The following is a 19,545-nucleotide window of genomic DNA, read 5'->3' as shown; positions in this document are numbered from 1 at the left end:
GAGTGATTTTAAGTTGATATCGGCGGGCGCTGATCTAAGTGTCTGATTGTATTGTGTTTAAAGTTAAACCCTTAAAGGTTGCTGTTTTTAGATAATAGGTTTTGAGAACAAGCATGCGCGTTTTTATGATGGATTCTTGTATATGAAAAGCGATAGAAAGCTGTTAGCTTTTAGTTAATACATATAATTAAGAGTGCGCGTTTTTACTGGTCTAATGAGGCAAGTACGTATGCGAACAATGCAAGTATTAGGTTTTTAAATCACAATCAAAATCACAAAAAGGACTTTGTTTATGCGCTTTTTAATTTCATTACTCTTTGTTTTTACCGTTGCTATATCTGAGGCTTCTGCGTTAGATAAAGTGACTATTGGAGAAAATTTCATTATACATTCTGAAATTATTGGCGAAGATAGACCTATTTCAGTGTATATACCAAAGGGAGTAAATACAGGTGATTCTCTATATGTTATCTATTTACTTGATAGTGAACACCATTTTCATACCGTCACGGGCATAGTGCAGTCTCTAGTCGACTATGAACAAATACCCAAAACAATGGTTGTTGGTATTCAAACAACAAATCGTCCTCGTGACTATCTCCCTAAGATAAACGGTGAGCCACAAACCAAATTTCAAACATTTGTAAAATCTAAATGGCCTGATTCAGGGCAAGATAAATTTTTAAAATTTCTAAATGATGAGCTCTTTCCATATATTGATAAAAATTATACTACCTATCCTCACAGAACAATTATTGGTCATTCAAATGGTGGGACATTAGCACTTTCAGCTTTATTTGAGCGCCCAGAACTGTTCAATAATTACTTAGCTATAAGCGCCAATGGATGGTGGAGTTATGATGAAATAATTCAAAATTCAAAAAAACTAATAGAAAGCAACCGTCCTAAACAAAAACTTTTTATTTCGGTTGCTGGTGAAGGTAGTCAATTCTATACGGGTACATTAGAGCTATTAACCAACATGGAAAGGAACAAACCCGTTAATCTAGGCTGGAAATTTGAACACTATCCAGAGCGTACTCACATGAGTGGCATATTACCTGCGATAACGAGTGGGCTAGAGTATTTGTATGCTGATGTTAATTTTAAAATCACCCCTGAGTTGGCTAAATATGCGAACATATCAGTCGTTAAAAGTTACTATTCAGATTTATCTAAGCAGTTTGGCTTCACTGTTTCAGCCCCTGTTGATATTTATGTAGAATTTGCAGAGCAACAGCAAATGAACCTGCGAGAAGAAGAAGCGCTTAAGACATTAGAGCAATTTGTACGTGATTACCCAGAACATTCATATGCGCATATGAAACTTGCTCAAGGTTATGCTAAGGTGAAAAAATTTAATCAATCCTATGAAGGTTTTGTTCAAGCACTTAATTTAGCAAAACAACAAAAGAAAGAAACGAACATTATCGATGCGCTTCAAGATATGGTTAATCAAGCTCAAACAAAACTTTAGTAATAAAAATCCATATAAGGTATTAAAAGTCCTCGGAGATCAAAATTGCTTAAAGAGTATGTACATAGATTTAGGAATGCCCTAGTAAAGGCCGCAGAGCTTGAATCCTACCGTTTATACAAGCTAGGCCGATGGAATGAGCTTAATTCTTTTCCTTTTGGGTCATGTGACATCGCTAGTAATTTCCTTGCCATGTACCTGAAAGAAAAAGGTATAGAATCTAAAATCATATGGTGTGGAAATGCACTCGAGCAGTACAGCTCAGTAAAAAGTCATGTGTGGCTTGAAGTCGATGATACATTTATAGATATAACAATTTCGCAGTTTCCGGAGTACGACAATAATCGGATACATATCTGCAAGAAAAACTCCCCAACTATGCTGATGGAGATTTATAAGCATTGCAAAGAACTTGGCCACCACAATTACCAAGAACGGGAAATACAATTAAACTCCGCATCTGAAAGTGGGCAGCCTTTATATGAAGAAATTAAGAAGCTAGCAGATGGAGGGTAAAACTTTTAATAAGGCCAGCCAGAGGGCCGAAAAAACTGCCGCTTCGCTCTGTTTTTTCGGCCTCTGCTGGCGGCGTTATATTTTCTTTGCAAAGGCGTGTTTATTACCATGGTAAAAAAGTTACTGTTTAGCTCTCTATTTTTTGTTACCTGTGTGAATGCAAAACAACACGATTTTTCCGTCATGTTAGCTTGCCATGCATCATCGGATAAGCCGGGACTTGCAATCAGTATCGAGCAATCTGGAAAGCATATTTTCAAAGGCGCACTTGGGGTTGCAGATATAAGCACTCGTGACCCCTTAAAAGTTGATAGTATTTTTCAGATCGGCTCAATCTCAAAGCAGTTTACGGCCGCTGCGATACTTCAACTCGTTGAGAATAATAATTTATCCTTAAAAAATACTCTGGATGATTTTATTACAGATCTTCCAGTTGAGTACGCAAAGCTAACGATTGAAAGTGTTCTAAGTCATACTTCTGGGCTGCCAAATTACAACTCGGATGTAGGGATCAGGCAGCGATGGGACAAATACGCCACCATTGATGAAGTGATCAATGTAGTGAGTAAAATGCCAGTGCTGACAAAGCCTGGTGTTGATTATGCGTATTCAAATACCGGATATATTTTGTTAGGAAAGGTGATTGAAGCCGCTTCTGGTCTGACATATAGCGAGTATTTGCAGCGGAATATTTTTTCTCCTTTAGGCATGAAGAATTCGTTTGTTGTGACTAAAGGGGTAAGTTCAAAGCAAATTGTGAGAGGTTATACCGCAAATAGCGATGAACCTAATGCGTATTTTACTCCCGAAATCGTTGACCGTAGTTGGATTTATGCGGCGGGTGCAATTGCATCGACTCTTGACGACATGAGCTTGTGGCATCGTGGTTTAAGTTCTGGGAAGGTAATTTCGGCTGCAAATTATCAGCTGATGGTAACTAGAGCAAAACTAAACAACGGGGAATCAGTCAATTATGGGTTTGGCACTGATGTATACCCGATAAGCGGTCAACCGTCGTACAGTCATCAAGGGCAAGTGCCTGGTTTTGTGGCATGGTCAGTCTATTTTCCCTCGCATGATTTACTTGGCACAGTATTCGGCAACAATGACGCTGTTCACCCAGGCCCAGCTTTGTTAAATATGATTGCAAGGCAACTTAACCTTTCACCAGCGCCAATTGCTCATCAAAATATCACAGAACAAGCTAAGACTCTGATTGGTAAATACAAAGGTACAGACGATACGATGATGACTGTTACATTTGATGATAGGCAACTCAGTGCGAAAACCAGCAATGGCGTCATTCGAAAATTAGTGCTTCGGGAAAATAACTCATTTTCATTTGCATGCACCGAGGATTATTATCAACTTCGAGAGCAGGATGATAAGCGTTTGCTTGTTCCTGTCAGTATTTACATGGGTGAGCGAGCACCTTTAGTTCGAATGGAAATACAATAATCACCATTAAAAATGACTCGTAACAAGTTGCTCGCGTTTGTGGCGGGCGAGCATCCAAAGGAAGGACTTGAACAACATTCTTGTTTAACTGCCAGTTCGCTGTCCATGGCTCTCGTTCATAAACTTAGAATCCCTAGGCTTCTATTCACCCTGTCGACGAGCAAATACGATGGCAAGCCAATATGAGTAGGTCAAACCAATAAGCGCTCCACGGTTTAAAATGGATGGCCTAATTTATTGCCCATCATTTTATCTGTCATTTTAATTAGTTTTTATTGGCAATATATATCTATTAAAGCTATATCATTTAGTTTTTCACTTAGTCGCTTGAGACACTAAAAAATGAATTCTGAAGTTTTGAAGTATGTAAACGAGCATCAGCTTTCGTCTGTAATGAATAAAACAAAGTGGTGCGAGCTTGAAAAGGCATTAAATGGATCTGAAGACTTTATTCCCTATGTGCGATACAAATTGATTTATAATGAAAACCCTAATGCAGGTTTTACTGCTGTGTGGTGGCCCGAGTTACTTGAAATAGCAGAAACCATTGAGTGGTTAGAAGTTGATCCATTCAAAAGAGAATGGCTAGGCCGATTTGTGGCGGATCGAGTGACGGACTTTTCTGATGTTGTAAGCGCACAATTAGCCCAATATTCAATTCCTTATTCAATAGAAAATGGCATGTTTAGAATTTGGGGTTATCTGAGGAGGGATGAATCTCCAGAATTTATCTAACTGAAGAGTTTTATCTCTGTAAGTCACTTATTTTAAAGCTAAAACCTCTCAAAACTGAGACCTAGGTACTGATTGTTGGGATTGAGCATAGAGACAAAAGACATTAAAAAAGTGCTTTATTTTTCAATAAAGCACTCATTTTTAAGCGACTCAAGCACTCGTTAACGTACTGAACACAGTACTGATTAAAGTCCCAATCAAAGTACCGATCAAAGTACTATGTAGAGTGGCCAGCCGAGGAGGCCGACGAGACCTTCTTTATGTTCGAATCTTTCTAAGCGCTCGGGTGAAGCGTCGCTGAGTAAGAGTTCGCGGTAGCTTTTCGCAAAGTGCAGGGTACGCAGTAGGGCGGGGACAAAGTTTTTACCGAGATCTTTACTGATGGTTTCAGCGAGTTCTGCGGGTAATTCTGCTAACGCTTTCTGGGTTTCCAATTCGATATGCTCACGGGTAAACCACTCCTCTTTTAAGGTGATTTTGCCGATACGCTTTTTCAAATCCTGTCTGACTTTGGCGCCATCAAACAACAATCGATACAGTACCGCTTCGGCTAATACACTCTCTAGATTGAGAAAATCTAGCGGATCATAGCTCGATTGCGCGTAAAACTGTGCCAATAGGGCCGCAATTGACTGTTGGCGTTGATGCTCAAGCAGGGCATCTTGATAGGCTTCATAGCCTAACCATTCTTCCGCATCGGGCGGGCTAGACACTTGTTCAAGCAAGAACTTGTCAACATCGCCGTACAGTGACTTACCGTTGACGAGTTTATGCTTGCTGACAGTGCTGAGCATGCTCCAGCCTTTTTGAAAGCATTTGACTACGCCATCGGCGGTGATCAACAGGCGTATCGCCTGCTGCGGGTTTTGGTTTGACAATTCCATCAAACCAAGACTCACCACACCAATGACATCGTGCGCCGCTTGTTCGAGCAGGTGCATTTTATACTTGTTGTAAAACTTATCGGCCAGTTTGAGGCTCATCAAAATGGCTTTGGATTTGATTTGTGACAGCTGTTCACCGCTCAGCGTTTCGTCTGCTTGGCCTTGGATCAATACCTTGCTCAGGTATGGTCCTTGATCTACATCACGCAGTACCAGTTGCATCAAATAATTCCTTAATCCAAAAAGCTAAACATATCATCGACTTCAGCGTATTCATCCGTAACTTGGTTTTTCTCTTTGGCTTGAATAACCAGCTCGTTGACAAACTTGCTGATGATCACTTCCCAACCTGAGCTTTCGTTACGCAGCAGACTCTTAATGGCTTTTTCAACATCGGGCGCGAGCTCGTGGATCAAGGCCATTAGGCTGCGTGGGTCGTCTATGCTGAGGCTGTGTGCATCTTCACTGGCGACGCGGCTGTCGTAGCCGATGGTTTCAGTGTCTTCTTCGTCATCATAGAGATCTGTGTAGCCGTCTTCATCTTCATGTTTTTCGCCTAACATCATTTCGATGAAAGGGATCGACAGGTAGAAGAGGCCCGCAGGATCTTCGGCGATACATTCTAGAATCGCAGTTTGCTTTTCTTCGCTATCTTGAATGCGAATTAAATAGGTCAAAAAATCAAAGGTATGCTGAATAAGTTCTTCGGCATTGTTTTTGATTTTTTCTTCCCAGTACAAAGGTTGCTGACAGACGATGTCGCGAATTTGTTCTGGGGTCATGAGTTCAGACATGATCGAAGGGCAAGAGATATCATGGTGACTGTTGATTTGCGTCAGCGTGACGATATCCATGTGTTCGATGACTTCGACTAATTGCTCGTCGCTCATGGTATTTGCAATGATTTCAAAGCGTTTGCTCGCTTGTTTTGGCTCTACGTCCGCCAACTCTTTAATTTCGGCGACGGTAATCTCAATGAGACTAGTGTTCATTAGCGGTCCTCATCATCATAGTGATCGTAGTAGCCATCTTCCTCTTCGCCTTCGCCTTCATCATCGTCGTCGTTATCTGAGGTGCCAACATAATCGTTGTCATCATCCTCATCGTCGTGATGCTTCGCTGCTGGCGTTGCTTTACCTTGATTTTCAAGTAAATACAGTACAGCGCAGCTTTCAATCAGTAAGGTTTCCGAGTAACCACGCACGGCTAACACTAAAGGTAAATCGGCATTGTTAAAGCCAATCGTGACTTTAAACTCATCCCACTCGGGTTGAGTTGCCGTGTTTATCCAATGTGCCCACTTGAGTTTGGCTTCGGCGGGAAACTTAATTCGACCGTAAAGCGCGACAGGCAGGTACTCAGGCACAGTATCGAGCATCTTAGGATCGGCTTCTAACACCTTTTTGATTTGGCTAGTAAATTGCTCTAGCGCTTTAGGTGTATCGGGATCGTCGTAGGACTCGATATTGTCGTAGGCATTATTTTTTAGCTCATTAATGCGTGAGATATTCAGTTTTTTGACCATTTGGCACTTACTCTAGAAAACGCTCAAGGATAAAATTGATCCCACAGCTCGCGCATGGCGCTAGCGGGATCGGTCACTATGACGTTATTGAAATCTTTGATAAACGCATTTCGTCGCTTAGGATCGGACAACACATCATAAGCATTTTTAACGCGTTCAAGTTGTACGGCGGCTTGCTGCTTTTCCTCTTCCGAGGCGCCTAACAACTTGTCGGGATGATATTTGTTTGACAGCCGTCGATAGGCTTTTTTAATGTCGTCTTCTTTGGCACTGGGTTTTATACCGAGCACACTAAAGTGGTTAATCATACTTGTACCTGCAGGCGATGGGGCTGATATCGCGAGATAAAAAGGGTTTGACTCTGATTATCTTTAAATTCGTGGAATTATGATTAGTCAGCCGTGGATGATAGCAGAAATCCCCACTCAGCGGCAAACGCGCGAGCAGGAATTTGTGCTTTAGTGAAGGGTTAAAAATCCTTTAAACTTTAATCTGTTGTGGCGCATGGATTAAGTCAACCGCTATGCTGTTGAAATCCCGTTACCAAGCCAGATTGACAGCTAACTTAACCTTGTTTTTAGGCGAGATAATTGCCCTCGATTCTGGGCAATATTTTTGAGCTATATCGTGCATTTAAGTGGCAGAAGGTTCGCTAAGCAGAGTCAAACTGGCCTTCACCACACACTCAGTTAACGCCTTAATAACTAACTTAGGCTAGACACTAACCGCAGGTTCATCCCAAGGGTGAGCATTTGCTTCTGTTCCCGCTGTAAATCCTTCATAAACAGGCTGATTTTTCGCTTATGGCTCGGTAGCACTAGCATGAGTCCATCGGGGATCACTTTAATATGATCTAAAGTCAGCGTCTTGGCGATACGACCAAGATTGAGCAAGACCGCAAGTCTCAGCAGGCAGAGCAGGCGATTGAGCGTGAGCTTATGGTTGGGCTCAAGTTCGGCGAGCATTAATTCGTTGGGCTTTTTTCTGTGGTTGGTGATAAGCCGCGCTAAATCCAGCTGCAAGGCTTCACTAAACCCGGGTAAGTCACTGTTGCTGATGATATAGCCACCGTGTTTGTGCAGGGACTTTGAATTAATGTGTAGCCCAATCTCATGTAAGGTTGCGCCATAGGCGAGCAAGCGTGCATGGGGCCTTAATTGCCATTCATCGGCGACTTGTTCAAACAAGGCCATGGCGGTGTCGCGTACCTTAGCGGCGTGGGCCATATCGATATGATAAAGCTGGGCAATACTGTCGACGGTGCGGTGGCGAATATCCTGATACTGGCCAATTTTGGCCAGTTCATAGAGTACGCCTTCACGCAGTGCGCCAGGGCTAAACTCGAGCTTTTGTATCGGTAAGCGCCTAAAAAAACTGATTAAAATGGCAAGTCCGGCGGGCACTAAGGGAATGCGTTTATCATCGACATTGGCAAATTGAATTTGGCTAATATGACCACATTTGATCAACTTTATTTTGAGCTGTTTGAGTCGTGGCAGCGTGATGGTTTCATCGCCGTGTTCTTCTTGAATCGCTTCGCAGATGGCTTTGACTGTGCCTGAGCTGCCTAACGTCAGCTCCCATCCGCCCGCGAAATATTCCTTGGAGAGCGAGGCGAACTGTTTGTCGGCTGCGCTTTGAGCATCACGAAATGAGGCTGGGGTGATGAGTCCATCGATAAAGAAACGCTCGTTAAAGCTCACGCAACCGCAGCGCAGGCTAGATAACTGGGTTGGGGTATTCTTTTTACCGATCACGACTTCGGTCGAGCCGCCACCTATGTCGATGACTAAATTACTTTTTCCAAGCACTTGGCTTTGGGCAATGCCGTTATAAATCAAACGGGCTTCTTCATGGCCTGAAATCACTTCCACCGGATAGGGCATGATGGCGAGCGCGGCCTCGATAAATTGATCGCGGTTTTTGGCGATTCTGAGGGTGTGGGTGGCCACTAATCGCACCTGCGCTTGGTCGAGATTGGAAAATCTTTGATTAAAATCCCGCAGACAATTGAGGCCACGTTCTATGGCGTCATTGTCGAGAATATTCTGCGCATTGAGCCCAGTGGCGAGCTGAACCTGTTGTTTTTCTTTGTGTAAAATCTGCAAACTGCCATCTTGCTCGCGGGCGATGACCAGATGAAAACTGTTCGATCCCATATCGATGGCGACAAAATGGCGCGATTTAGCATTTGCAGGCGCATTGGTTTGTGGCGCCTGCGACTTTAGTAATGTGTGTTGCTGTGTGTGCGAATGTGTGGCTACCAATCGGATTATCCTTAGGCAATCAAAGCGATATAAAGCCAGCGTTAGCTGGCTTTGGCCTGTAACTCGGGCGTTATGTCAGGCTCAGCGTTGCTCTCTCGCTCAGCATCACCCTCATGGGCGGACATACGTAAGGCATTAAATTCTTGCAGTTGGCGCTTCTCATAATTAATCAGATATTGATAAATGGCAATTTGAGAACGCACTTTTCGTTTGTTACCCCGATTTCGATAGGGGTTACTTTGTTCTTTGTTGATGACACGTGCTTTAGTGTTGTCATTGAATTGTAATGATAAAATATCCATTATCATTTGTTTTAGGCGCAGATCATAAATCGGCACACTCACTTCAACGCGGTTATCTATGTTGCGGCTCATCCAATCGGCGGAGCAGATAAAAAGTTTGTTCTCGCCGCCCGCGTGGAACAGCATCACTCGTGAGTGTTCGAGGAACCGGTCGACGATACTGTAGACTTCGATGTTGTCGCTGATCCCCGGGATTTGCGGGATAAGCGAGCACATACCGCGAATGAGTAACTTAATTTTGACCCCAGCCGCTGAGGCCTCATAGAGCTTTTGGACCAAGGATTCATCGAGTAAGTTATTTAGTTTTAAGGTAATCGCCGCCTTCATATGGCTTTGGGCATTAACGATTTCATTATCAATTAAGTGACTCAGTTTTTGTCTGGCATCGTAGGGCGACACAATTAAATGCTGGAAGTTATCGCGGCGATACGGATGTTCAATCAAGTCAAATACTTGCTCCACTTCACGGGCAATCTCTTGATTGGCGGTGAACAGTGACAAGTCGGTGTAAACCCGCGCCGTGCCTTCGTTAAAGTTGCCTGAGCCAACGTGACAATAGAGTTTGATTTCCCCTTGTTCCTCACGGCCAATTAAGCACAACTTGGAATGCACTTTTAAACTGGTGATACCGTGGTGAACTTTGACGCCCGCTTCGGCTAAGATGCGGGTCCATTCGATGTTGGATTGCTCATCGAATCTGGCCCGCAGTTCAATTACGGCGGTGACTTGTTTGCCATTTTTCACTGCATCGATAAGCGATTGCATCACATGGGATTTTTTCGCCACTCGATATAAATTAATTCGAATAAAGCGCACCGCCGGATCGTAGGCCGCTTGGCGCACCATTTCGGTAAAATGGGAAAACTTATGGTACGGATAGTTGAGCATGATATCGCCCATCCGAATGGCATCGAAACTGTTGGCACTGCTGCCAAAACCTGCGCTATTGAGCGCCGGCAGTTTTTCGTTTTCGAGGTAGTCGCGACTCGGATTGGGGAAGGCGATAAAGTCTTTAAAGCTGTGGTAACGCCCGCCTGGGATCAAACATTCTGTCGAGCTGATGTTCAGATTTTCTTTGAGCATCACCAACATGTGTTCGGGCATTTCTTTGTCATACACTAAGCGCACCGGCTCGGCGGTCAGACGTTTTTTCAATCCCTTAGTCATTTTTTCGAGCTGAGTTTGCTCTAGCTCGTCGGTGATATCAAAATCGGCATCGCGGGTTAACTTCATCGAATACACTTCGATGGCATCGTACTCGAAGAAGGGGCCAAACAGCTCATCTACGCAATGGCGAATAATGTTATCTAATAAAATCAGATACTTTTTCGCTTTACTCTTTTCAGCGGGGAGTTCGATAAACCGCGGCACGTTTTTGGTTGGCACTTCGACTAAGGCGTATTGGCGGCGAGCCTTAGTGAACAAACACACGCATAAATAGGTGGCGTCGTCGTTGATTTGTTTGATCAAATCGCGATTGTTATTGACGATAAGCGGGGCGATATGGCGTTTAAATTGATCACGAAAATGTTTTTTCAGCCAGTCGCTGTGGAACTCGCTTAATTGTTTCTCATTGATTAACAAAATATTACGACGTACCAGCTCGCGCATTAAATCCGTGTATATGCCGTCGAACCTTTCTTGCAATGCCATCACTTTCGATTGGATTTTGGCCATTAAATGGCGACTGTTGCTGCGACCTTCCTGCAGGGATGACAGCAGAATCGAGCGCCTGACCGCAGCCACACGTACTCTAAAAAACTCATCCATGTTATTGGAAAATATCCCTAAAAAGCGCACTCGCTCCACTAAGGGAACATTGGGATCGCAGGCTTCTTGCAATACCCGCTCATTAAAAGACAACCAAGAGAGTTCTTTATCAATCGAAAGTTTATCGGTATTCGGGGACACTGCACAGCTCCTTTAAGCAAGCGTCATGGCGCAATATACAATAGCATTCATCCGCCTTTGTGCAATCAGATTTACTGCCGACAAGTGAAGGAATTTCAATGATAAATACTGCGTACACGCCAAAATCAGTCTGGGATTTATCTGGGATAAAGATACGAGGGAAATATGTCAGCTTGATGACGAGTGTGACAGAAATATGACCTTAAGATGATCATCTTGGATTGAGCTGAAACGCTGCCCGTGCAACTGCGCTTTACCCATTGAGCCCGCTACACGCGCTGCCAGTTTGCGGGCAAAGCCTGCAGTGTTAACTCCTTGGGCATTATCGCAAACTATGTTATCTTGCTCGGCTTTTTTATCGCGGGAGTAAAAGGTATGTTTGTTGGATTTGATTATGGTAGTGCTAACTGCGCCGTAGGGATCATGCAGGGCGATGATGTGCAGTTATTGGCGTTATCAGAGCAATCAGCTTATTTACCTTCGACCTTATATGCGATGGACAGGGAACTGATCGCCGAGGCGGTTTATCGTGGTCTTCCTATTGAATTAAAAGCCGATTACGCCAAAAAGCGCGCCGCACAATTGAGCCGCGCTCGCATGGTGCGCCATGAGTTAGATCTCGATGCTGACGTTCAGGCCGTGTTTGTCGGTGAGCAGGCGGTAAGCGCGTATTTAGAGATGCCGGAGGAGGGATTCTATGTCCGTTCGCCAAAATCCTTTTTAGGTGCGACAGGGCTTAGACCCGAACAAGTGGCCCTGTTTGAAGACATAGTTACCCTGATGATGCAGCACATTAAAGTGCGCGCCGAATCTGTATTAGTGGAAAAGCAGCTTGCTAAACAAGGCGCAGTGGTAACGATTACCCATGCGATTATTGGTCGCCCTGTGAACTTTCAAGGCATAGGCGGTGAAGAGAGTAACCGTCAGGCCGAATCCATTTTGACCTTAGCGGCAAAACGTGCGGGTTTCGTCGACGTTGATTTTCTGTTTGAGCCGTTAGCGGCGGGGATGGATTATGAAGCGAGCTTGACCGACAACAAAACTGTGCTGGTTGTCGACGTGGGCGGCGGTACAACGGACTGCTCTGTGGTAAAAATGGGACCCGCCCATCAACAAAAAGCGGATCGCAGTGAAGATTTCCTCGGCCATAGTGGTCAGCGTATCGGCGGTAACGATCTTGATATCGCCCTTGCAATGAATGCCTTTATGCCGCACTTTGGTTTAGGCTCTTTAATGACCAATGGCAAGCCCATGCCCAGTAAGGCCTTTTGGAATGCGGTGGCGGTAAATGATATTAGCGCCCAGCGAGAATTCAGTACCTTAAGCAGCCGTAAACTGATTGATGAATTGGTGAAAGAAGCCGAGCAGCCACAGTTGCTCAACCGACTGTTAAAAGTGCAACAACAGCAGCTAAGCTATCAGTTGGTCCGCCAAGCCGAACGCGCCAAAATTGCCCTGTCGGATGCCGAGAATACTGATATTAATCTCGATTTTATCGAAGCGGCGCTGCACGCGGGTGTGAGCCGTAATTTGTTTGAGAATGCTATCGAGCCTTCACTGACAAAAGTAGAAGCCTTGATGCATCAAGCGCTCGCGCAAGCGGCAAAAACCTTAGCGGCTGACGGCTTAGCTCAAGACTCTGTGAATCACGAGAATGTATCTGCCGACAATGCAGCAGAATGCAAACCCGATGTGATTTATGTGACAGGTGGTACGGCGCGAAGCCCTGCGATCTACGCGAAAATTGCTGGTATTTATCCCGATATTCCGGTCGTGGTCGGCGATCACTTTGGCTCTGTGACTGCAGGGCTAACCCGCTGGGCACAAAAGCTATTTGCAAAATGAATTAGCTTAGAATTTAAATATATAACAGGGAGTTATTATGTATCGAATTTTATTGTTAGGTATCTTCATCATACTTTCAGGTTGTGGTTCACTCGATAAGCAATCTATTTTAGTTAATGCTGGAGATACTAAGGAACAAGTGCTTAATATTATGGGGCCACCTGATGATCGTCAGTTCCAAGGAAAGAATGAGGCATGGCAATTTTGTAAAACTGGTGCTGGTTTTGGTTATCATGATTACCGTATTTTTTGGTTTTTCGATGGTAAAGTTACAGGTGTAAATACCTATAAAAGTACTCGTCCAGGCGTTTCTTGTGTCACTGATATTAAACCCATTAACTGGGAAGATGCGCCAGATGTCACACTTGAAATCCGTAAGAGATAGTTTTGTTTTTTATACTTTATTTGGTTCGTCATATTTAGGAAGTAATAATGAAAACTCTGTTGAAGTGTGCGTTTGCCGCCACTGTGGGCTTTTTGCTCGCGGGTTGTGGTGACGATGTAGGTAAGGTGAGCTTAGGGCTTTTTACCACCAAAGATGTGATCATCGATGCTAAGCACGATCCTAAAATTCCAGGGGTGACTTGCCATATTAGTCGTATCGAAGCCAATTTAGATTTTGCCGATCCATCAGATATGGGCATAAGTTGCCGTCAAACAGGGCCAATTAACGCGGCCGATTTGGCTAAGATAGACTTAGGTAAACACGGCGAAGTGATTTTCACCGAATCCCTGAGTATTTTGTTCAAGTCATTAAAAGTGCGCCGAATTTATGATGCGCAGAACCAGACTCTGCTGTATTTGTCCTATTCGACTAAAGAGACCAACGGCAGCCATAAACATGCGCTTTCGACCGTGCCGCTATATGGCTCAGCCGCTTGGGTTGATCCAGCATTGAGTGCTGGAACGAAAGCGAATTAATCGCCGAAGAGTTTGTGGTTTGGTTGTACCTTGGCTGTAGCATTGATATTTGAAATAAGTTAAATATGCAGTAAGGTAAATTTGCAGTCAGTGTTGATAAGAGAAAGGGGCGGAATGTTGATTCCGCCCCTTTTTGTTTTTATAGGCTGCTAGCATTTAGCCGCTAATGACATAACGCAATAAATATTGCCCTCTAACGACCTCGCTTAATCCCTATAACGATCATTATCGCTACTTAGCTTTGGCCGCCAGTAGTGCGTTAAAGCGTTCAAACCCTGCGCTGAGATCGGCAATTAAATCCGCGGGATCTTCTAAACCAATATGCAAACGAATTAACGGTTTGCTCGCATCCCACTTAGTCGCCGAGCGGATTTTTTCAATGCCGAAAATGCCGAGGATTAAACTCTCGTAGCCGCCCCAAGAAAAGCCCATCTTAAAGTGACTCATATTCTCAACCAGTGCGGTGACCGCATCGGCATCGCCTTGTTTCAATACAAAGGAGAATAAGCCGTTGGAGGCGCTAAAGTCGCGTTTAAAGAACTCGTGGCCGGGGCAGGTATCAAACGCTGGGTGACGCAGATGATCGACTTCTGGTCGGGTTTTTAACCAGTTGGCAACTTGCAGGGCATTTTTTTCATGCTGCGCCATACGCACGCCTAAGGTACGCAGGCCACGGGCGGCAAGGTACACATCATCAGGGGAGGTAGTTTGTCCCATCAAGTAACTGTGTTCACGTAATTGTGGCCAGTATTTTTCGTTGGCCGTAGCCGTGCCTATCATCACATCCGAGTGACCGACGATGTATTTGGTCGCCGCTTGAATCGAAATATCCACACCCATTTCAAAGGGTTTGCTATTGATGGGTGAAGCCCAAGTGTTGTCCAGCATAGTAATCAGCCCATGTTCGTGGGCGATGCGGCACAAGGTCGGCACATCTTGCACTTCCATGGTGATAGAGCCTGGAGACTCTAAAAACAACACTTTAGTATTTGGGCGAATAAGGTCGCGAATGCCCGCGCCAATCAGCGGATTGTAGTAAGTGGTTTCGATACCAAAACCGCCGAGAATATGAGTGCACAGATCCCGCGTTGGCTCATACACGCTATCGACCATCAACAGGTGATCGCCGGCTTTTAAAAATGACAATAACGCCGCACTGATCGCCGCCGCGCCAGAGGGATACAGCGCTGTACCGACGCCGCCTTCTAATTCAGCAATCGCCGCTTGGAACGAAAAATGGGTCGGGGTACCGCGGCGGCCATAAAACATCTCGCCGTTGGTTTTATTTTTCGCGGCGTGGCGCATTTCATCCATCGTTTCGAAGACGATAGTCGAAGCACGAAAAACGGGCGGATTGATCACGCCTTTGGTCCATTTTTTGTCTCGACCTAAGCTGACGATTTGGGTGGCTTGATGATGTTTATCTGTCATTGGATCATTACCTTGGCATTTAGGTTGAACGAATAGGTTGAACAATGTTGGAGAAGAACCATTGGAGATATCTAATCTATTGTTATGGCGGCCATCTTAGCATCTGCGCGCAGAAATGACAGGAGGCGCGATGATGAGTTTGACTCATGTTATTGGCGCCTGTCCCTTCGGTCTTTAGATTATGAAGCCGAGTTCAATGGCAACGTGACTCTTAATTTAACGGCAAGGTTACAAGGATATCCACGCCATTATGCTCGCTGCGATTGCGGGCGAGGATTTGTCCTTGGTGGAACTCGGCGACCAATCGTGCGATATACAGACCTAAACCGAGATGAGGTTTGTCTTGGGCTTGATTTATCCGCACCGACACCATGGAATCGAAAATCTGCTCCGACATATCAACAGGTAATTCTGGCCCTAAGTTACTGATAAGCAATGTCGCTTGCTTACCCACTTGGGTGAGCGTGACTTCGATGGCACTGCCTTTATCGCAAAACTCAATCGCGTTAGCGATAAGTTTGTCCATCAACTGGGCGATATATTCCGGTACACCTTGCATCATCAATGGTTGCTCGGGCACTTTTACGCTAAAGCCTTGTTCTGGATAGGTCATTTGATAACCTTGCATACAACCGCTAACCACTTGGGATAGTGGGAATTTAGTGATATCGGCCTGCATTAAACTCTGCTCTAAGCGCGTTGCTTCGCTCATGTTATTTAAAATCATGCTTAAGCGGCTGACACCTTCTTGGGCGCGGTCGACATATTTCTGCGTGTCTTTATCTAAGGTTTGCAGGTTTAAATGCTCAAGGGATGAACGCACAACCGCCACGGGCGTGCGCAGCTCATGGGACAGGCGCGACGACATGTTTTCCAGATAATGGGTGTACTGACCAAGCCGTCCGACTATGCTGGAAAAACTGCGGGACAGATCGCCAATTTCATCCCGTGCTTTAGACGGTTTGAGGTGATTACGAACGCGGCCCTGGCTATCGATGGCATTTTCGGCCTCATCGCGCAGTTTACGGATACGGTTAGAAATGCTCGAAGCGAAAAAGAACAGCGCCAAGGTGCCCATGCTCATAATGGTCAAAATCACGTTAAAGAGTTTTTCCAGCGCGCGGTTACGCAGGGTACGGATCCCATGGGTGGTTTCTTCGGCGACGACGGCACCCATCACATTGTTATCAATCCAAATAGGGCTGGCGGCAGCGAGCACCACAGCTTTGTTGTCTGGGGTTAAGCGCCAAGTTGAGCTTTGCTGACCCGCGAGGGCTTTTTGGATATGACTGCCATCAAGCTCGGTGGAGTCTTGCAAGGAGTCGATAAAGTCTTTGGGCGGCTTAGTGAGGATTTTATAGTACAGCGGATGCAAGTAATCGCGCTTGAAGGTTTCCCACAGCGTGGTGCTCTTTTCATCTTCTAAGGTGCGGGTCCACACGCTGTCATTGGCTCGAATATCGCCCGATTTTGCCAGTACGCGGCCGTGCTTATCGACCACCCAAATGCGTGAGCTATAGTGGCTCATACCTTTGATAATGTTTTCAATTTCTGGCGATGGCACCAACACAGTGCCGAGATTATCGACCGTATCTAAGGCCGAGGTGCCGACAACGGCTGCCACATCGCGGTTTTTGCTGTCGTTGACATCGGAGATGGCAAAACCGAGTTTGCTGCCGACCATGTCTAAGGGAATACGCAGCTCGACATTGTAGCCCACATCTGTGGTCGCCCATTGTCCTTGGATGCGCACTTCAGGTTTGACGGGCACGGTTTGCTTAGGATTGGCGGGTAACTCGAAGGCGCTGATCCAACCGGGTTGCGTGGTGGCAACGATATAGCGTTTAAATTTATTGTCGGGCGCGAGTGTCGCAATTGAAAGATGATCGTTTCTATCGACACTTAGGGCATTTTTGCCACGCAGTACCACAGTTGGGTCGGTCACTTGAAAGAAGGCATACAGATAACCATCATACTGGCCGACCATGTGGGTAAAGCTTAAGGTCAGCGGCGCGTTGGGATCGGCGCGCATGATCTGATGCGCCTCACCGTACTGGATAAATCTGTGCTGATATTCTTCCCATTCGTTGAGTTTACCGTCGAGCAGAATCGCCCCATTGAGTTGATAGGCGTACAGATCGCGACTCTTTTCCACTTGCTTTAAAAAGCTCGCTTGTCCATCGAACAATTTCGGCCGTTCGTGCAGCGCGGTGGCCAGTGCCTGAGTCGTGCCTTCTAAGGTGCGTTCTTGACCGTGGCGAAGATACTTTTCCATCTCCCACACATATTGATACCCCAGCCAAGGTAGGCAGAGTAAAAACAGGCTAAGGCCGATGACTTTAGTGCGTAGACCAAAGGGGAAACGTGTCATAAGTTAGGGATCAGCATCAATGGGATCAAAAGTGTATTGGCTCAAGGTTACGTGCATCAAGGTATCGCGAGAGTTCAGGCTAAGCTGTCCCAGCGATAACCCATGCCATAAACCGTATCGATACAATCAAATTCAGGCGCGGTGGCGATGAACTTCTTGCGAATGCGTTTCACATGGGAAGTGATCGTGCTGTCATCGACAAAAATCTTCGCTTCTTGCATCAACTCATGGCGACTGCGCACATGGCCCGGGTGTTTGGCTAACGCGTGCACCATCCAAAATTCGGTGACGGTAAGCTCAATCGGTAATTGGTTCCAATAGACTTGCATGCGGTTAGCATCAATCGTCAGCGGACCTCGCTCAAGCAGGTTTTCCTGCGCCGTTTGGCTGGCCGCAAGCTCGGAGCGGCGAAACAAGGCCGCTAAGCGCGCAGTTAAATGGGGGAAGCTCACTTCTTTACTCAAGTAATCATCGGCGCCTAAACGCAGGCCACAAACAGTATCAAAGTCACTGTCACGGGCGGTCAAAAAGATGATCGGCAGCGTGCTCGACATAGCGCGCAATGACTGACACAGCATAAAGCCGCCGTCGATTTCATTGCCTAAGCCGATGTCGATAATGGCTAAATCCGGTAACCGAGTGTTAAAGGCTAACATGGCCGATGGTCTGTCGGCATAGGTTTGCACGCTGTAACCGTGTTGTTGCAGCACGTCCTTGTAATTCTCGCGAATGGCCGCTTCATCTTCCACTATGGCGATACGCTTCATAGAGCCATATTCCTATTGACTTGGGGGAGTAAGTTTTCGTGACTATACAGGATTTTACCCGAGATAAAAGGCCACAAATGCAATTGCCATTTTGTTGCCACAATTGATAGTTGCATTGCCATTTTCCATCCCTGCTCATGCCATTCCACTTGTGTTTAATAGCCTCATTCAGTTTTGCACCCGTTTTGACCTCATGGGTTTTTGAACTTGTTGTTCAGGTTCGAGTGCAAGCTCAGCTAATAATCAAAAAGGAATGAGATGATGAAAAAGACACTAATTAATCTGTTGGTTTTGAGTTTATTAAGCGCGCCAGTCTCCAGTGTGTCGGCGCGGGTTTCACTGCAAAATCAAGCTCAAGGACAGGAGCGCAGCTTAGATAATGACGTCGATGCCAGCGGTATGGCGATGGATGGCGAATACGCAAGTGAGGACGAACAGCCAGAAGCCTTAATTGGCCTCGGTGGTGGGGCGTTAGTGGGCGCGTTAGTCGGTGGCCCAGTGGGGGCCATTATTGGTGCGTTCACTGGCACCTTGATTGGTAAGTCGGTCAGCGACACAGACACGCTGCACGTTCAGCAAAGACAGATCAGCCTGCAAGAGTCGCAATTATCCGAGTTAAGTGTAAAGCAACAAGCCGCCGAAAAACGCGCCAGCGAATATGCCAAGGCGCAGCAAGATCTTGATGAGTTGCTATCCGCGCAGCGTCAATTACTCAGTGAACTCGCACTAGGACTAAACGTGCAGTTTCGCACTGGTTCCTACGAGGTCGAATCGCATTTTTTGCCCCAATTAGATGATGTGGCCGAGGTGATGAATCTGTCGCCCGAGCTTAATTTGGAATTAAAAGGCTATGCCGATCGCCGTGGTGATGTGAGCTACAACCAAGCCCTTTCTGAGCAACGTTTACTGGAAGTCCGTGGCTACCTGATGAAGCAAGGCGTCGCCGCTGAGCGCATGACAACCCAAGCCTTTGGCGCTTTATCACCATTGCAAGCGGAGCAGGATAGGGAATCGGATGTGTTCGATCGCCGCGTGACTTTGACCTTACAGCCCCATTCAACTTTGATGGCAACGCGCACGACGCAATAGCGGTCGATGTTCATCGTCCATCCTAATTCGTCAAATTAGAACATTC

17 protein-coding genes are annotated in these 19,545 nt (G+C 45.7%); 8 read left to right on the top strand and 9 right to left on the bottom strand.

Translation table 11 applies throughout. The features are described from left to right. The first annotated feature begins 292 nt into the window (after positions 1–292). The 4 genes from Q4Q54_RS09870 (at position 293) to Q4Q54_RS09855 (ending at position 4,186) form a co-directional block, all read left to right on the top strand. Positions 293–1,477: an alpha/beta hydrolase-fold protein gene (locus Q4Q54_RS09870; protein WP_311988350.1), complete on the top strand. Its 1,185-nt coding sequence runs from the start codon at positions 293–295 to the stop codon at positions 1,475–1,477. 45 nt (positions 1,478–1,522) lie between these two features. Continuing rightward, a complete protein-coding gene (locus Q4Q54_RS09865; RefSeq protein WP_107947159.1) occupies positions 1,523–1,993 on the top strand; it encodes a hypothetical protein in 471 nt (156 codons plus the stop codon). A 108-nt stretch (positions 1,994–2,101) separates the two neighbouring features. Further along, positions 2,102–3,451: a serine hydrolase domain-containing protein gene (locus Q4Q54_RS09860; protein WP_311988349.1), complete on the top strand. Its 1,350-nt coding sequence runs from the start codon at positions 2,102–2,104 to the stop codon at positions 3,449–3,451. Between the two features lie 342 nt (positions 3,452–3,793). Beyond that, positions 3,794–4,186 (top strand): DUF6678 family protein, encoded by a 393-nt coding sequence (locus tag Q4Q54_RS09855; RefSeq protein ID WP_311988348.1) that lies wholly within the window; start codon positions 3,794–3,796, stop codon positions 4,184–4,186. A 209-nt stretch (positions 4,187–4,395) separates the two neighbouring features. Here Q4Q54_RS09855 and Q4Q54_RS09850 read toward each other — a convergent pair whose 3' ends face one another. The 6 genes from Q4Q54_RS09850 to ppk1 form a co-directional block, all read right to left on the bottom strand. Beyond that, positions 4,396–5,292 carry a hypothetical protein gene (locus Q4Q54_RS09850; RefSeq protein WP_006081327.1) on the bottom strand — a complete coding sequence of 299 codons (897 nt, stop codon included), beginning with the start codon at positions 5,290–5,292 and terminating at the stop codon, positions 4,396–4,398. A gap of 11 nt (positions 5,293–5,303) precedes the next feature. Continuing rightward, the gene (locus Q4Q54_RS09845; RefSeq protein ID WP_263185176.1) at positions 5,304–6,062 is read right to left on the bottom strand and encodes a hypothetical protein; all 759 of its coding nucleotides are present in this window, start codon (positions 6,060–6,062) and stop codon (positions 5,304–5,306) included. Continuing rightward, positions 6,062–6,595 carry a hypothetical protein gene (locus Q4Q54_RS09840; protein ID WP_311988347.1) on the bottom strand — a complete coding sequence of 178 codons (534 nt, stop codon included), beginning with the start codon at positions 6,593–6,595 and terminating at the stop codon, positions 6,062–6,064. Before Q4Q54_RS09840 ends, Q4Q54_RS09845 begins: the two co-directional genes overlap by 1 nt. A 23-nt stretch (positions 6,596–6,618) precedes the next feature. After that, complete coding sequence (locus tag Q4Q54_RS09835; protein ID WP_006081330.1) at positions 6,619–6,903, bottom strand: J domain-containing protein; 285 nt, start codon at positions 6,901–6,903, stop codon at positions 6,619–6,621. A gap of 396 nt (positions 6,904–7,299) precedes the next feature. Further along, positions 7,300–8,862, bottom strand: coding sequence for an exopolyphosphatase (gene ppx / locus Q4Q54_RS09830; protein ID WP_172599591.1), 1,563 nt, complete (start codon positions 8,860–8,862; stop codon positions 7,300–7,302). A 41-nt stretch (positions 8,863–8,903) separates the two neighbouring features. After that, entirely contained in the window at positions 8,904–11,075 is a 2,172-nt protein-coding gene (gene ppk1 / locus Q4Q54_RS09825; protein ID WP_311988346.1) for a polyphosphate kinase 1, read from the bottom strand. 375 nt (positions 11,076–11,450) lie between these two features. On the opposite strand from ppk1, the gene yegD reads away from it, so the two are divergent. The 3 genes from yegD to Q4Q54_RS09810 are packed head-to-tail and all read left to right on the top strand — an operon-like array spanning position 11,451 to position 13,841. Beyond that, positions 11,451–12,920 carry a molecular chaperone gene (gene yegD / locus Q4Q54_RS09820; protein WP_311988345.1) on the top strand — a complete coding sequence of 490 codons (1,470 nt, stop codon included), beginning with the start codon at positions 11,451–11,453 and terminating at the stop codon, positions 12,918–12,920. 37 nt (positions 12,921–12,957) lie between these two features. Beyond that, positions 12,958–13,305: a hypothetical protein gene (locus Q4Q54_RS09815; protein ID WP_311988344.1), complete on the top strand. Its 348-nt coding sequence runs from the start codon at positions 12,958–12,960 to the stop codon at positions 13,303–13,305. A gap of 47 nt (positions 13,306–13,352) precedes the next feature. Next, entirely contained in the window at positions 13,353–13,841 is a 489-nt protein-coding gene (locus Q4Q54_RS09810; protein ID WP_071938817.1) for a CreA family protein, read from the top strand. A 231-nt stretch (positions 13,842–14,072) separates the two neighbouring features. Here the strand turns inward: Q4Q54_RS09810 and Q4Q54_RS09805 are convergent, their stop codons facing one another. From Q4Q54_RS09805 to pdsR, 3 genes are all read right to left on the bottom strand, one after another. After that, on the bottom strand, positions 14,073–15,272 hold the full coding sequence (locus tag Q4Q54_RS09805) for a cystathionine beta-lyase (protein ID WP_311988343.1): 1,200 nt from the start codon (positions 15,270–15,272) through the stop codon (positions 14,073–14,075). A gap of 211 nt (positions 15,273–15,483) precedes the next feature. Further along, positions 15,484–17,643 (bottom strand): proteobacterial dedicated sortase system histidine kinase, encoded by a 2,160-nt coding sequence (pdsS, locus tag Q4Q54_RS09800; protein ID WP_311988342.1) that lies wholly within the window; start codon positions 17,641–17,643, stop codon positions 15,484–15,486. Positions 17,644–17,717: 74 nt separating this feature from the next. Then, entirely contained in the window at positions 17,718–18,410 is a 693-nt protein-coding gene (pdsR, locus tag Q4Q54_RS09795; RefSeq protein WP_006081337.1) for a proteobacterial dedicated sortase system response regulator, read from the bottom strand. A gap of 258 nt (positions 18,411–18,668) precedes the next feature. Between pdsR and pdsO the strand changes: the two genes are divergently transcribed. Further along, positions 18,669–19,499: a sortase-associated OmpA-like protein PdsO gene (gene pdsO, locus Q4Q54_RS09790; RefSeq protein ID WP_311988341.1), complete on the top strand. Its 831-nt coding sequence runs from the start codon at positions 18,669–18,671 to the stop codon at positions 19,497–19,499. Positions 19,500–19,545: the final 46 nt, after the last annotated feature.

It is taken from the genome of Shewanella sp. SP2S2-4, assembly GCF_031932025.1.
GTDB lineage: Bacteria > Pseudomonadota > Gammaproteobacteria > Enterobacterales > Shewanellaceae > Shewanella > Shewanella baltica.
Note: the sequence above shows the minus strand (reverse complement) of the source record. Positions and strands in the feature narration are given on the sequence as shown.

Bases quoted from the DNA above. Each gene is read 5' to 3' on its own strand.
- Q4Q54_RS09870 (WP_311988350.1), top strand. From the start codon at position 293: ATGCGCTTTTTAATTTCATTACTCTTTGTTTTTACCGTTGCTATATCT.
- Q4Q54_RS09860 (WP_311988349.1), top strand. From the start codon at position 2,102: ATGGTAAAAAAGTTACTGTTTAGCTCTCTATTTTTTGTTACCTGTGTG.
- Q4Q54_RS09855 (WP_311988348.1), top strand. From the start codon at position 3,794: ATGAATTCTGAAGTTTTGAAGTATGTAAACGAGCATCAGCTTTCGTCT.
- Q4Q54_RS09850 (WP_006081327.1), bottom strand. From the start codon at position 5,292: ATGCAACTGGTACTGCGTGATGTAGATCAAGGACCATACCTGAGCAAG.
- Q4Q54_RS09845 (WP_263185176.1), bottom strand. From the start codon at position 6,062: ATGAACACTAGTCTCATTGAGATTACCGTCGCCGAAATTAAAGAGTTG.
- Q4Q54_RS09840 (WP_311988347.1), bottom strand. From the start codon at position 6,595: ATGGTCAAAAAACTGAATATCTCACGCATTAATGAGCTAAAAAATAAT.
- Q4Q54_RS09835 (WP_006081330.1), bottom strand. From the start codon at position 6,903: ATGATTAACCACTTTAGTGTGCTCGGTATAAAACCCAGTGCCAAAGAA.
- yegD (WP_311988345.1), top strand. From the start codon at position 11,451: ATGTTTGTTGGATTTGATTATGGTAGTGCTAACTGCGCCGTAGGGATC.
- Q4Q54_RS09815 (WP_311988344.1), top strand. From the start codon at position 12,958: ATGTATCGAATTTTATTGTTAGGTATCTTCATCATACTTTCAGGTTGT.
- Q4Q54_RS09810 (WP_071938817.1), top strand. From the start codon at position 13,353: ATGAAAACTCTGTTGAAGTGTGCGTTTGCCGCCACTGTGGGCTTTTTG.
- Q4Q54_RS09805 (WP_311988343.1), bottom strand. From the start codon at position 15,272: ATGACAGATAAACATCATCAAGCCACCCAAATCGTCAGCTTAGGTCGA.
- pdsS (WP_311988342.1), bottom strand. From the start codon at position 17,643: ATGACACGTTTCCCCTTTGGTCTACGCACTAAAGTCATCGGCCTTAGC.
- pdsR (WP_006081337.1), bottom strand. From the start codon at position 18,410: ATGAAGCGTATCGCCATAGTGGAAGATGAAGCGGCCATTCGCGAGAAT.
- pdsO (WP_311988341.1), top strand. From the start codon at position 18,669: ATGATGAAAAAGACACTAATTAATCTGTTGGTTTTGAGTTTATTAAGC.